Origin of the sequence: Paenibacillus sp. OAS669, assembly GCF_014873645.1 — a bacterium.
GTDB lineage: Bacteria > Bacillota > Bacilli > Paenibacillales > NBRC-103111 > Paenibacillus_S > Paenibacillus_S vulneris.
The window spans coordinates 67,787-81,199 of sequence record NZ_JADBDR010000006.1 but is presented as its reverse complement, the minus strand read 5'-3'; the positions used below and the strand labels follow the sequence as shown (position 1 = coordinate 81,199).

Below are 13,413 nucleotides of genomic sequence, written 5' to 3'. Positions count from 1 at the left end.
TAGCCTTCTCTAAGTATCAGCTGCCTTCGAATACACCCGCCTTCCGAAGTGATTATACACTACATAGAGTAGTGTTCGAGATCATTGTAGCAGAACCACTTTATGGAAACCTGAAAATAAACTTAAAGTTTTTACGCCGCCTCGACCGGCCTTTCACCGTCATTTCCGCATCATAGATCCCGGGGGATAAGGGTATAATAACGTCCGAGTTCAACATCAAGGAGGGTTTTGGCATCTATGGCAAACGATAAAAGCATGAAGCCTGTATCCAGTGACGAAGTCGAAACAGACGGTATATATGAGAATGAATGGGGACGCGAGGAGACGCTGAAGCGGGGGGATGAGTTTCCTTACGATCCTATGATGGGCCAAACCGAATGGGAGCTGGTCAGCTTGCCTCTCGAGAGCGAGGAGCAAGAGCTGTACAAGAATACCAAGGGCAATACCAAGCCAAGGCTCCATATCGACCAAAGCGATAAATAGAAAGCGGAAAGCCTCTGCGTGCATCGGAGCTGAAGTGAAAGCTTACTGCCGCGTTTCAGCCTTCCTTAAGAAGGGTAATTCCATTGTGAGCAAAAATAACCTATTCCAATGATCTAAAAAGGAGCGTGACCTATATGTCTACAGCTACAACCGTATCGATTGAAAAAGTATTGAACAAGCAGGTAGCCAACTTCGGTGTTTTATATATGAAGCTCCATAACTATCACTGGTATGTTAAGGGGCCTCATTTCTTTACGCTGCACGCCAAATTCGAAGAGCTGTATAACGAAGTGACGCTTCATTTCGATGCGGTGGCCGAGCGCCTGCTCACAATTCAAGGAAAGCCCGTAGCAACGATGAAGGAAATGCTGCAGGACTCCTCTATCAAGGAGGCCAGCGGCAAAGAAAAGGCCGAGGAAATGGTTTCTCAGCTGATCGAGGATTTCAATACCGTAAACAAAGAGCTTCAGGAAGGCATGGAAGCCGCGGAAGAGGCGGGAGACGAGTCGACCTCCGATCTGCTGCTAGGCATACAAGCGAGCCTGGAGAAGCATGTGTGGATGCTGAAATCGTTCGCGCAATAATGGAGGGAAAAGGAATGAGCGCTGCGGAATGCGGCGCTTTTTTCTTTTCTAATGGAGCTATGTTATCGCTGATTCAAGCGGCGAATGTTCCTGCTCGCATTCCTGTGGGCAAATTAGGTATAATTACTACTAACCATCATGGTCATGCTGGCGAATCAACCGGACTTTGCCGGGGGGCCTGATTCGGTCAAGAAGAGCCCAGCCGGATAGCGGCCTGCTTCCTAAAAAATAGCCATGACCTTACTTACCCATCGGAACGGAGAATGACCATTTATGCAATCCATAGCATCGCTATTGAACGATCTTATCCAACAGCGCTCGCTGATACAAGCGACCTTAAGCCAGGTTCGCACCAAGGATCCACAGGGCTGCACCAAGGTTGTCGTGAAGCCGCTGGAGCTGAAGGGCAAGCTTCATTATCAATTCAGCTCCTACTGCGGCAGTAAAGTGCTGCATGATAATGTTGTGCCCGAGGAAGCCGCTGAACGAATAGAGCAGATGCTCACGGTGTCGTTCCGTCAAGCGCTGCTGCAAGCAGTGGAAGCGGACTACCAGGTACTGATCAGCAAGAAGGGGAAAGCCGGTATTTTAAAGAAGCCGCCGACCAAGAAGCCTGCAGCAGAGCTATCCCACAATCGTAAAAAGAATTACGTGCTCGAGGAAGGGACCCCGGTTCCTTTTTTGGTCGAGCTGGGGATTATGAACGCGGAGGGCAAGGTGCTCGCCAAGAAGTATGACAAGTTCCGGCAAATCAACCGCTTTGTCGAGATGATCGCGGATGTAGTGCCTCATCTGTCAAAAGACCGGACGCTGAACATCGTTGACTTTGGCTGCGGCAAATCGTATCTCACCTTCGCCCTCTATCATTATTTGAAAGAAGTACAGGGACTCGATATCCGGGTGATCGGTCTGGATCTCAAGGAGGATGTCATCCGGCATTGCAGCAAGCTTGCCGAAGACTTCGGCTATGACCGCTTGCAGTTTCTCGTAGGGGACATCGCCCAGTATAACGAACTGGACCGGGTCGATATGGTCGTGACGCTGCATGCTTGTGACACGGCGACGGATGCGGCTCTGGAAAAGGCGGTCCGCTGGCAGGCCGACGTTATTTTGTCCGTGCCCTGCTGTCAGCATGAGCTGTTCCGTCAGCTGCAGAATCAGGTGCTTCAGCCTCTGCTGCAGCACGGGATTTTGAAGGAACGGTTCGCTGCGCTGGCTACGGACGCCATTCGGGCCAAGCTGCTCGATATCGTAGGCTACAAGACGCAGCTGCTGGAATTCATCGATATGGAGCATACGCCCAAAAATGTACTGATTCGGGCCGTCAAGGGAAAACGGCCTGCGGAAGCGGAGCTGTCGGCCATGGTCCGCAGCTATGTGGACTACCGGAGCTTCCTTGGGGCCGATCCCTACCTGGAGCGTGCGCTGGAGCCCGAGCTGCAGCCGTTATGGAACGCCTATGCCGCTAGTGCCAAATAAAGCGGATAATCTAAAAAAACTTTACAACCAAGAGATGAGCTCCCAAGACGAAAGATCGAAGGGGCTCATTATTTTTATACGAGGGGGAGGAAACATTGGAAACCAAGCTGGTGAAAGGCGGTTTATACGGCTTCATCATCGGACTGTTCCTGGCCGTCCTGCTGTGTGACGATCAGATAACCGTCTCCAGAAGCGCTTCATCGACCGTAACGGAATTATTGCCCATGAGGGAATATGTGCTGAAGCTGCTCCGATGGGCCTGCGGCGCTTCTTTGGGTACGGTGGCCGTATTATGGGTGCGGGATTGGCTGGACCGGGATCCGGGCCGTAAGCAGGAGCCTTCGTTTATCGTCGGGTTTCTAAAAGCCTTTTTTGTTGTCTTAGGAGTTTTTGTTGCGGTTATGCTGCTTATGCTTCTGTGGAGACGATTCGTCTAACGGATGTCGGTTTGTTGCTGAAAATGTCATATTTTGTACGTGATGGTAGGCCTTCATCCCCAAAAAACCATGTATAATGGTGGAAAATTAATCCATAGGGCATGGGGGGATTTTATGGCTAAAGGCTACGTATCTCTAACAGGCAAGTTTATGGCGTATACCGGGATCATCCTACTGGCGCTGATGGCGGGAATCTATGCCGTCGAGTGGCATGAGATAAACAAGGATGCGGAAGCACAGCTGCTGGATAAAGGGAACAGCCTGGCAGTGGCGCTCTCCAAGACCCTGCAGAGCGTCACCGAAGATGACATTCGCAACGGCGTTGTCTTGAGGAATGGAACAAGGCTGACGGGAGAAGAGCTGAAGAGCCGTTTATTCAATGATAAGCTGACGGTCATGCCGGAAAGCCAGCAGGAAGCGCAGAAGCGCTCGAAGGACCCGGCTTATGCGGAAGGCAAGCAGCTGCTGTTTGACGGCCGTTCCGTTCCGCTTGCGCAATATGAGCTTAAATATACAAGCGCTTTCGACGAATATACCGATGATCGCTGGCAGGCGGTGATCGATAGCTTCCTGACGGACGATAACGTCATCTTTGCTATTCCATCGATGTATTCGGATCATCCGGACTTCGTCGGCTATACGGCAACGCATAACAGCAAATACAGTCCGCAGGGCGAGGCATCCAAGGATTCATGGGGGGCCGCGGGCCTGTTGAGTCAAAAGTACCGGGGCAACCGGGTCTTCAATGATGAGACCGGATACCGGTCTGCCGCAACCAAAGACACGTCCAAGGCACTGCTGCAGAAATACCCCCGCAATCTCGAGGGCAAGATCGTGGAAACGTGGAATATTTCGTACCCGCTTACAATCGAAGGCAAACATTGGGGCGGCGTCCGCGTCGCCTTGTCCAAGGAAGGGTCCGACGCTTTGGTGGCCAAGCAGCGTATGCTGATGGGCGGCGCATTCGGGCTGTTGTATGCGGGCATGCTCCTTCTTTTGTTCGTGTTATCCCGACTGATTGTTGCACGCAAGCTGCGGTTCGTCCTTCGGGCAACGGCCAACCTGAACTCCCATGAGGCCGATTTGACCTACCGGATTCCGGTAAAAGGAAAGGATGAGATGGGACAGCTGGCGGAAGAGGTGAACCGGTTTATCGCCCATCTTCAAGGCATAATCGGTACGGTGCATGGCATGTCGGGCCGGATAGGGGATATATCCGGCAAGCTGACGGAGAGCGCAGCCCAATCGACCGTTATGGCCTCTGATATATCGCGCACCGTTCGGGAAATGGCAGCCGGTGCCGAGAATCAGGCTTCCGGGGCCGAGGACAGCGCCAAAGCGATGGAGGAGATGGCCGGCGGGATTCAGCGTATTGCCGAAGCATCCTCGCATGTGACGGAGGCTACAAAACGTCTCGTTGAGGAGGCCGATCAGGGCAGCCGTTCGTCCGAGAAGGCGATGGAGCAGATGGGCACGATGAATGAATCTGCCCGCAAGGTAGCCGAGGCCATTCACAAGCTGGAGGAAGGGATGCAGGTTGTGGGCGAGATGGCGCATGTGATTTCGGGAATCGCCTCCCAGACGGGGCTGCTTGCACTCAATGCGGCGATTGAGGCGGCCCGGGCGGGAGAGCATGGCAAAGGCTTCGCCGTTGTTGCCGGGGAAGTGCGCAAGCTGGCCGATCAATCGGAGGCCTCCGCCGGGCAAATTCACGAGATGGTCGAAGGCATACAAGCTACTATGAAAGCCGCTGTGCTTGCCATGCAGCAGGGCGGGAAGGACGTCGAGCTTGGAGTTTTTCAAGTTGAAGAGGTTCGCCGGGTGCTTGGGAGCATGGTCGGCATGATTCACAGCATTTCCGGGCAGATGGAGGAAGTGTCCGCTGCTGCCGAGCAAATGACGGCCGGTACGGAGGAAGTGACCGCGGGCATCGAGGAAATGGCGAGAATCGCCGGATCGGCATCGGAGAATGCGCACCAGGTAGCTGAAGCATCACAACGGCAGCTCCAGGAATCGGAGGAAACCCGGGCTCTATCGGATGCGCTTCGTTCAGCCGAGCGGCAATTGAGTGAAACCGTGGGCAGGTTTAGGTTTTAAACCGCCCGCGGTTTCTTTTTTTTCGCCAAATATGGATCTGCCGAACTTCATATTCATCGTTACGGCATCCCAAGGCTGTGGTACAATAGCTACGTAAAATCGAAGCGGACAAGAATCAGACTCAGCATGCCGAAAGACAGAGCGGGTCAAGAGGACGAATGAGGTGTGGCAGCGTGGGGTATTTCCTGCTTTTTTTGGCGACGTTATCCTGGAGCTTTGTCGGGATCCTGGTGAAGACGGCATCGGGGATGGTCGATAGTACGACGATTACCTTTGCACGGTTTGCGTTAGGGATTGTTTTTTTAGGCATTTTACTGCTTCTGAAGGACGGGCGAATCAAGCTTCGCGGCAATATGAAGTGGATATGGCTTGGGGCGCTTGGCAAAAGCTGCAACTATTTCTTCGAAAACCTGGCCCTATCGATCGGCTATTCATATGGCAATATCTTGGTAGGGCCGATCCAGACCGTGATTTTGCTGCTGGTTTCGGCCTTTTACTTTAAGGAGCACGTCTCGGCTCGCGGATGGGCGGCGGCGGGTCTTTGTATCGGAGGCGTGCTGATGATCAGCTGGAACGGGCTTCCGCTGCATCAGATGCTGGCGAGCAACGGCTTGACGACCGTTCTGTTTATTTTCTCCGCGGTCGGCACAACCTTCCACGTATTAAGCCAGAAAATGCTGATTCAATCGATGGATGCGGAAAATATGAACTTCTCCGTCTTTTTCTGGTGCTCGCTGCTTATGGCGCTTCCGCTGCCGGTACAAGCCCATGCGACAGGGCCGGTGAACGGATGGGCGATTGCAGCCCTGCTCGGGCTCGGGCTCATAACCGGGCTAAGCTTCAACTGGTTCGCGCAGGCACTCAAAAGAGTGAGCTTTGCCGTTGCCGTCATTGTCAGCAACAGCGGAGTCCTGTTCACGATAGCATGGTCATATTTATTTTTTCATGATCCTATTACCATCTATATTATAGGCGGGGCGGGCGTTTTTGTGGCCGGGCTGCTGCTGCTGAACTGGCCTCTGAAGCAAAAGGTCAAGCTCGATCAAAGCAAGCGGCTTGAAGCCTAGAGGTGGCTAGCGGCAGGAAACTGGGAACAATAGAGATGCTATCGGTCGTAATCGGATCGCAGCCGCGGTGAAAGGAGATAAGGATCTACGTGAATAGAGAAGAAGATCGTCTTATCGGGCTGCCACCCGTGATGAATGCATCGTGCCGGACGATTGTGCTCGGCTCCATGCCGGGCGCGCTGTCCTTAACCAAGCAGCAATATTACGGGCATCCGCGGAATCATTTCTGGAGGCTGCTGTATACCCTATTCGGCTCCCAGACGACGGCTCATCAGGGACAGCAGATAAGCCCGAGCGAGAGCTACGAGGAGCGGCTTGCGTTTGCTTTATCGCATGGGATTGGTCTATGGGACGTGCTGGCCTCCTGCGAGCGGGAGGGCAGCCTGGATACGAACATCCGCCATCCAGAGCCGAATGACTTCGGATGGTTGTTTCGGGAATACCCTCAAGTAAGCCGAGTCTTCTTCAACGGGCAGGCCGCCGGCGAGCTATACCGGAAGAGGGTGCTGCCGAAGCTGAAGGAGCTTGGTATTGGGGAGCATCTCTCGTACAGGGTGCTGCCCTCCACTAGCCCTGCGAGGACCTTGTCATTCGAGGCCAAGCTGGAATCCTGGGCCATACTAAGAGAGGAAGCGACGGCTGCCGACAAATAAATGGGTTCAACCTACGGTAAGGAGGTCTCCAAGATGAAAGAAAACAAATATGATGATCCCGCGTTTTTTCAACAATATAGTCAAATGGCCCGTTCCATGGGAGGTCTGGATGCTGCGGGAGAGTGGCATGCAGTAAAGCGAATGCTTCCGGATTTGCGGAATCAGCGGGTTTTGGATTTGGGCTGCGGTTATGGCTGGCATTGCCGTTATGCAATCGAGCAAGGGGCGAAGCAGGTCACGGGCGTCGATATTTCGGAACGAATGCTCCGGGAGGCGAAGCGTATGACGCAGTCAGACTCTATTCAATACCTGCAAATGCCAATTGAAGATATTGATTTTCCGGAGAATAGCTTTGATGTCGTCTTCAGCTCGCTGGCATTCCATTATATTCAATCCTTCGAGGAGATTTGCCGCAAAGTGAACCGGTGCCTCACAAGCGGGGGCGCGTTTGTTTTCTCGGTCGAGCATCCGGTGTTTACCGCCCATGAGAAGCAGGATTGGCACTATGATGAACTAGGGCAGAGGATGTTCTGGCCAGTAGACCGGTATTTTGCAGAAGGCATGCGTCATACCCGGTTTTTGGGCGAGAAAGTCACAAAATACCACAGGACGCTGACGACTTACATCAATCAGTTAATCCGATCAGGGTTCCAAATCAGGGAGCTGGTGGAGCCTGAACCGGATTCAAGGCTTATGGATACTGGTCCTGAAATGAAGGATGAATTGCGAAGACCGATGTTTCTTCTGATATCTGCCATAAAACTATAAACCGGGTTCTCAGGCAAAAGAGGATGAAGGTATTCCTTCCGGAATCCCGCATCCTCTTATTTTGGTGACACCATATAGGCTGATTCGGCTCGGCTGCAGACGGGGAATTCTCCAAATGACATCGTAAGCTAGCGCTAACCGTTGGTTCATTTCAAGATCAGGATACCGAGCGGCAAATATCCTGCTTACTCTTCCTCAGCCGAATCCTTGAAAATGGCTCCGTTTAAGTTTCTGGTCGTTTTCACGCCCTCCACCGTATCGTTCACGAACTCCATATCCTGATTTTCCGCTTTCATGGAGGCGGTTCCCTCGTAGTTTCCTTGATGCTTTTTATTTTCCGACATTCGATCTCTCTCCATTTCCTTGTATACTTAGCTTCCTTTCCCGAGCAGCGCGGATACGCCTGTGCCGAATGCAGTAAGCTGTTCTTAAGCTTGCCTGGAAAGAGGACATTTATTCCTTATTGCGGGAATGTTTACAGAGGCGGATGGTATACTAAGGCTAACAACGATCATTTCCAATAGATGGGGGAACCAGCATGGCGAGACAAGCAAGCAGTGTGCCTTTCGGCTATGTGCCGGAAGATGAACGTAAAGATAAGCGGGGTACAGTATGGGTATACGACAGCTTCGAGACGTTCGGGGAGCAGCAGCTGGCTGCACTTATTCACATGGCGGAGGAAAAAACGGTAGCCAGGCTCGTGTTCTATCCTTTGCATGAGGAGACGCTCAAACGGATGGGGGATCGGGAGGCCGCGCCTTATTTTCGACGGGTAGAGGAGCTGGAGGCTTTGCTGGAGAGGCTTCCTTCGGAGACGGAGACGGTTATCGACCGGTTTGAGGGCAAGCGCAAAAAGTACACGCCTGCCGATACCGCATTCCGTTATTTGGCCGACAAGTACTCCGGGCCTCATTTTATATGGGTAACGTTGGACATGGCGAATAAGCTGGCTTCCTTCGATTCGTTCGAGCCCTGGATCAAGAAGGTCCGTCTATGGATCGATATGCCTGCGGGGGCCAGCTCATCCGAGCTTCATCCCCGGCTGCAGACCACGGATCACAGGTGGGACGCTGTGCAATAGCGGATTCCGTCATACGAAAAATCCCCGATGATCCCCGAAAAGCGGAGATCATTACGAAACCTATAGGGACTAGATAAGACATGATGACCTATAGGAGGGGACTATGAGAAAAAGGCTCATATGGATTATTGTCGGTTGTTTGGTGCTCGGAGGCATTTCGTACGGTGCTTTCGGCTTGTCGGAACGGCCGGTATCGGCTGAAATATCGAAGGAAACGAAGGGACAGTTTGTCCGCGCAGAGGATGGGGGCAAGCGGCTCGTCGTGAGTACTGGCGGGCAGGAAGCAGCTTATCCGGTTTCTGCTGCGGTATGGGTATATCGCAATATGCAAAAGTCAGCCCTGGCGGATCTTCAGCCGGGGGATACGGTAGACATTATTTTGAACAGCAAGGATCAGGCTGCCTATATTAAAGCCGTCAGCGCTCAAGAGTCGGCGCAGGCTTCGGCCGGCCAGGAATCCAACGATTCGGCTTCCCAAGGCAGCCCTACTTCGCCAGCGACGGGCGGCAGCGCAGAGGCAAGCGCCGGGTCCGGCGCAAAGACACCGACAGCGCCGGGTGAAGGAGTACCTTCCGGTGCAGCGGCTCCGCAAGGTACTCCTGCAGCCCCGACCGCATCATCGGCAGCGACGGCTTCCGGTTCGAAGTCGACGCCGGGGTCCACCGCCAGCGTCGGCACGCCAGGAACAAGCGGTTCATCTTCAGCCAAGGCTTGGGAGAAGCTGTCCTTTGAATGGAAGAGCCGCGAGTTCGAGCTTAAGGTCAAGCAGGAGCCGGCCAAGACGGGTTCGTCGGGCCCATCGAAGAGCGAGATGTTCCTGCAGACGAACGACCGCTCCATCATTCATCTCGAGGGCGCCGAGGCGGACTCGTTCATTCAGCTGCTGATGAAGGGGGTTCCTTCTGACGCCAAATCGTTCGAGGCCTCCTTAAAGCAAAAAATTGCTTCGGAGTTTCAGCTTAAAAACACATCCCCGGAATGGAAGCTGGATGTGAAATGGCTGGATAAAGCAGCGAACTCTTCGCCTCAGGAATCCAAGGCTAAAGGAAACGAGAAGGAAAGGCCGAAGGATAACGGAAAAGGCAAGGACAAGGAGAAGGAGAAGGAAAAAGAAAAGCATCAGGACAAGGGACGTAACGGTCATGATGATGATTGATGCTTTGCTTTAACAGGTAAGGAAAACCCCGCTTACAAGCAGGCCTAGTCATAAAGACGAAGCGCTGTAAGCGGGGTTTTTGTCATGGTTTAATGCTCCTTCGGCTTGCCTTTGCCCTTGCCTTTCCCCGGGTCATTCTCTTTCCCCTTGGGGCCGGGCTTGGAAGGTGTCTCCTGTTTACCGATGCCGAGCTTTTCCTGTACGGATTGAAGCCAGGTGCTCTGCGGGTCCGGCTCGGGAACGTAATCGGCCGGCACCGTGAACGGAGTCACGGGCACATCGCGCAGCGCGCGGGACATGATTTCCTTGAACAGCGCGGCGGGGACCGCTCCCCCGGTCATCAGATAGTGGTTCTTGTCCGTCTGATCGTAGCCGAGCCAGATAGCGGCGGTCAGCTCGGGCGTAAAGCCGACGAACCAGGCATCCTTGATGCCGTTGGCTCCGATGTCGGCGAATTCCTTGGTGTCGGGCAGCTGCGTCGTGCCCGTCTTGCCTGCGGTCGGCCGCCCGAGCGCGGCGGCCTGACCCGTACCTGACTTGACTGCATCCTGCAGCAGTAAAGTCAGGGTATAGGCGGTCGCCGGCTTCGTGACCGCGGCCGGCTGCGCCTGTGCTTCGACCAAGGGGTAGCCCTCCTTGGTCGTTACCTTCACGATGGCGTGCGCCTGCTGCCGCACGCCGAGATTGGCGATGGCGCCGAACGCTTGCGCCATCTGCAAGGGCGACACGCCCTCGGACAAGCCGCCGAGGGCGATGCTCAAAGAGCGGTCGGCAGGCCCAAGCGCTATGCCTGCCCGGCGGGCAAAGTCCATCCCCGCATCGATGCCGATCTCGTTCAGCAGCCATACGGCGGGGATGTTCCACGAGCGCATAATGGCTTCCCGCATCGTGACCTGCCCGCGGGTCTGACCGTCCCAGTCCTTGGGACGGTAGCCGGCGATATCGAGGTCTCCGTCATAAAGCGGAGAGCTCGGGGTATAGCCCTGCTCCAGAGCGGGGCCGTACACCGCCAGCGGCTTGAAGGACGAGCCGGGCTGCCGCTTCAGCTGCGTCGCATGGTTGAAGCCGCGGTAGACCTGCGGTCCGCGGGCGCCGACCAGTGCCCGGATGCCTCCGGTCTTGTGGTCCATAATGACCACACCGCTCTGGATCAGCTGATCCGGCTTGCTCTCGGGGAACAAGGCGTCGCTCGCGTACACATCCTGAGCCGCCTCTTGAACCTGCGGATCAAGGTCGGTGTAGATGCGGAGCCCGGTGGTCAGCACCTGCTCCTCCGTAAAGCCGTACAGATCCGCCGCCTCCTGGATGACATAATCGACATAGGAAGGGTATTTGCCCTTTAGCGATTCCTCATTGTGCTGCTTCAGCACGATCGGCTGAGCGACGGCCTGTTCATAGGCGGCCTCCGTAATGAAGTTCTGCTCCTTCATCAGGGATAAGACGAGATTGCGCCGATCCAGCGCCTTTTGCATATTTTTGGCCGGCGAATAGGCCGTGGGAGCCTTGGGCAGGCCGGCCAGCAGAGCAGACTCGGCCAGGCTCAGCTCCTGCACGGGCTTCGCGAAGTATTCCTGCGCCGCGCCCTCGACGCCCCAGCGGCCTTCCCCGAAATAAATGCTGTTTAAATACAGCTCCAATATTTCATCCTTACTGTATACCGTATTGATTTTAAGAGCGTAGCCGGCTTCCTTCAGCTTGCGGCTTAACGTCTTATCCGATTGCAGGAATAAGTTTTTGGCCAGCTGCTGGGTCAGCGTGCTGCCGCCTTCCTTCATTTCGCCGGACATTACATCGCGAACCAGAGCGCGGGCCGTGGACCAGAGATCGATCCCCGAATGCTCATAAAACCGGCGGTCCTCCACCGCGATGACTGCATTGCGCAGATCGAGCGGGATTTGGTCCAGCGATACCGGGACGATACGGGAGGATGACAGCTGGGAAGCCGGCTTGCCGTTCCGGTCATAGATTAGCGTCGGCTCGGGCAGAGGGTTCTCCAGCTTGCTGATATCGAGGCTGCGAACCCACTGCGCGGCAGCAAATGCTGCTATGCCGCAGGCTACCGCCATAATCCCGGCAAACCATAGCGCTATCCGTCCAAATCGGCGCCGGGCACGCTTCGGCCGTTTGGGCTGCTGTAGACCCCGGCTTTGATCCGGGGCCGGTTGTTCCATCCTGTTCGTTTGCTTCGAAACGGAGGTATTTCGTGCTGCATTCTTTCCTGCCCATTTGCGCCGCAGTCTCTTTCGCAGCAGCGCTAGTAAAGAAGGTTGTTTTGATGTCATGAAGTAAACCCCTCGCTACAAAAACTGGATATGGCGAGCAATACAAACTGTCGCATAGTAATGTATTCGGGCAATGGGCCGATTTTCAGTTGATACCGCCGATATTTCTGCATGCCAAAGAACCCCGGCAGGCTCTGGTACCGCAGCTGCCGGAGTTCTTTGATTAATCCCATTCTGCTATTGCTATTGAATGGGATCGGGCACCAGCCCGCTTTTCATCACCTGGGAGTTCGTCGGCATGCTGGCCATTTCCTTCCCAAGCCGCTTCACTTCCTCCTCGTTATTGGCCATGCGGCCGTTCATGGCTTCCTCAATCGGTTTGCCGGCCTCCTTGGGCTCGTGGCTGGCCAAATACTGCTCGACCTCGGCCATCATCTGAGCCGCCGCTTCTATGGCGCTGAGAGGAATATCCCCTCCGTCTTTGAAGCAAGCTTTGTGAAGATGAACGATGGTGAGGCCGTTGGTTGCCGTTTGGGCCGGCAGCTGGTACAGATAGTCCTTCAGCGTGATAGGGTCGCGGAACATGATCTCATATACGCATCCATCTCGCTGAGCTCGTTCGGCAAAGCCTAGAGCCGTTAATATATTGTGCACGTGGGAAAAGGGGCGCGTGATCAAATGCATCTGCTTCTTGCGTGTCATTGCCTTCACACTCCTTGAATGGTGGTGTGGGAATGCCAGCGACCGAAATCAGGCATCCCGAGAATCGGGTAGTTGTATTTACCCTGTTTCCCGGGCCTTGAAACAGGCGGCAGAGTGAAGCCCCTTATGGCGCCGTATGAATGGAAGTCCTCTTATGATGCTTCATGGCCGAGCGAAGGGCGCTTAACGTCCAGAGCGCTCCGAACAGGTCGATAAGGCTGAGCGCAATGAAGATCGGCTTCAGCATACCCAGCAAGACGAAGGTCGTCATGAACACGATGATCGATGCCCGCGTATAGACGGTCAAGTAGAAGAAGTATGTCATTCCTCCAAGGGCCGAAGCACAATAATAGAACGCCAGGAAGAGCAGGAACATGCCTATGACGCGAATCCAAATTTCGCTTTCCTGGGTATAGCCAAGCAGCGGAGCCAGCAGACCCGGTACGACCAACAGGGCCAGGCTGAGTGCGAACATGTACAGGCTGAAGTAGAATACCGTTTTGGCCGGATAGGACATTTTGGACAACAACGAATTTCGCCTCCTTTCGATGGATTGTGATAGTTATCGAACATGAGCATAGGACTATCGTACCTAAACAGGGGATATTATGTAAATAAGGAAAGGGGAAATCTGCCTATTTTTGTTTGGGCAGGATAGGCCGTGTTATAATACAGGCAATGGAG

The 13,413-nt window shown here is 54.2% G+C and carries 15 protein-coding genes; 11 read left to right on the top strand and 4 right to left on the bottom strand.

Translation table 11 applies throughout. The features are described 5' to 3' along the window. Positions 1-237: 237 nt before the first annotated feature. The 9 genes from GGC63_RS14810 to GGC63_RS14770 all read left to right on the top strand — a co-directional run bounded on the left by GGC63_RS14810 (position 238) and on the right by GGC63_RS14770 (position 7,568). Positions 238-483 carry a hypothetical protein gene (locus GGC63_RS14810; RefSeq protein ID WP_079911142.1) on the top strand — a complete coding sequence of 82 codons (246 nt, stop codon included), beginning with the start codon at positions 238-240 and terminating at the stop codon, positions 481-483. Between the two features lie 134 nt (positions 484-617). After that, the gene (locus GGC63_RS14805; protein WP_192702971.1) at positions 618-1,067 is read left to right on the top strand and encodes a Dps family protein; all 450 of its coding nucleotides are present in this window, start codon (positions 618-620) and stop codon (positions 1,065-1,067) included. A gap of 14 nt (positions 1,068-1,081) precedes the next feature. Continuing rightward, positions 1,082-1,249, top strand: coding sequence for a hypothetical protein (locus GGC63_RS14800; protein WP_192702970.1), 168 nt, complete (start codon positions 1,082-1,084; stop codon positions 1,247-1,249). Positions 1,250-1,340: 91 nt separating this feature from the next. After that, on the top strand, positions 1,341-2,546 hold the full coding sequence (locus GGC63_RS14795; RefSeq protein WP_192702969.1) for a class I SAM-dependent methyltransferase: 1,206 nt from the start codon (positions 1,341-1,343) through the stop codon (positions 2,544-2,546). Positions 2,547-2,641: 95 nt separating this feature from the next. Then, a complete protein-coding gene (locus tag GGC63_RS14790) occupies positions 2,642-2,983 on the top strand; it encodes a hypothetical protein (RefSeq protein ID WP_192702968.1) in 342 nt (113 codons plus the stop codon). Between the two features lie 114 nt (positions 2,984-3,097). Then, positions 3,098-5,080, top strand: a complete 1,983-nt coding sequence (locus GGC63_RS14785; RefSeq protein ID WP_192702967.1) for a methyl-accepting chemotaxis protein — start codon at positions 3,098-3,100, stop codon at positions 5,078-5,080. A 173-nt stretch (positions 5,081-5,253) separates the two neighbouring features. Beyond that, positions 5,254-6,147, top strand: a complete 894-nt coding sequence (locus tag GGC63_RS14780) for a DMT family transporter (protein WP_192702966.1) — start codon at positions 5,254-5,256, stop codon at positions 6,145-6,147. Between the two features lie 89 nt (positions 6,148-6,236). Further along, positions 6,237-6,800 (top strand): DNA-deoxyinosine glycosylase, encoded by a 564-nt coding sequence (locus GGC63_RS14775; RefSeq protein WP_318781056.1) that lies wholly within the window; start codon positions 6,237-6,239, stop codon positions 6,798-6,800. Positions 6,801-6,833: 33 nt separating this feature from the next. Then, a complete protein-coding gene (locus GGC63_RS14770; RefSeq protein WP_192702965.1) occupies positions 6,834-7,568 on the top strand; it encodes a class I SAM-dependent methyltransferase in 735 nt (244 codons plus the stop codon). A 185-nt stretch (positions 7,569-7,753) separates the two neighbouring features. Here the strand turns inward: GGC63_RS14770 and GGC63_RS14765 are convergent, their stop codons facing one another. Further along, positions 7,754-7,912 carry a hypothetical protein gene (locus tag GGC63_RS14765; protein ID WP_192702964.1) on the bottom strand — a complete coding sequence of 53 codons (159 nt, stop codon included), beginning with the start codon at positions 7,910-7,912 and terminating at the stop codon, positions 7,754-7,756. Between the two features lie 194 nt (positions 7,913-8,106). Here GGC63_RS14765 and GGC63_RS14760 point away from each other — a divergent pair, with 194 nt between their 5' ends. Then, complete coding sequence (locus GGC63_RS14760) at positions 8,107-8,649, top strand: hypothetical protein (protein WP_192702963.1); 543 nt, start codon at positions 8,107-8,109, stop codon at positions 8,647-8,649. Between the two features lie 103 nt (positions 8,650-8,752). Beyond that, positions 8,753-9,805 carry a hypothetical protein gene (locus tag GGC63_RS14755; protein ID WP_192702962.1) on the top strand — a complete coding sequence of 351 codons (1,053 nt, stop codon included), beginning with the start codon at positions 8,753-8,755 and terminating at the stop codon, positions 9,803-9,805. 89 nt (positions 9,806-9,894) lie between these two features. On the opposite strand, the gene GGC63_RS14750 is transcribed toward GGC63_RS14755, so the two are convergent. From GGC63_RS14750 to GGC63_RS14740, 3 genes are all read right to left on the bottom strand, one after another. Next, positions 9,895-12,087, bottom strand: a complete 2,193-nt coding sequence (locus tag GGC63_RS14750) for a transglycosylase domain-containing protein (protein WP_225948225.1) — start codon at positions 12,085-12,087, stop codon at positions 9,895-9,897. A 183-nt stretch (positions 12,088-12,270) separates the two neighbouring features. Next, positions 12,271-12,729, bottom strand: coding sequence for a hypothetical protein (locus GGC63_RS14745; protein WP_079911133.1), 459 nt, complete (start codon positions 12,727-12,729; stop codon positions 12,271-12,273). A gap of 124 nt (positions 12,730-12,853) precedes the next feature. Then, positions 12,854-13,258 carry a hypothetical protein gene (locus GGC63_RS14740; RefSeq protein WP_192702961.1) on the bottom strand — a complete coding sequence of 135 codons (405 nt, stop codon included), beginning with the start codon at positions 13,256-13,258 and terminating at the stop codon, positions 12,854-12,856. Between the last annotated feature and the right edge of the window lie 155 nt (positions 13,259-13,413).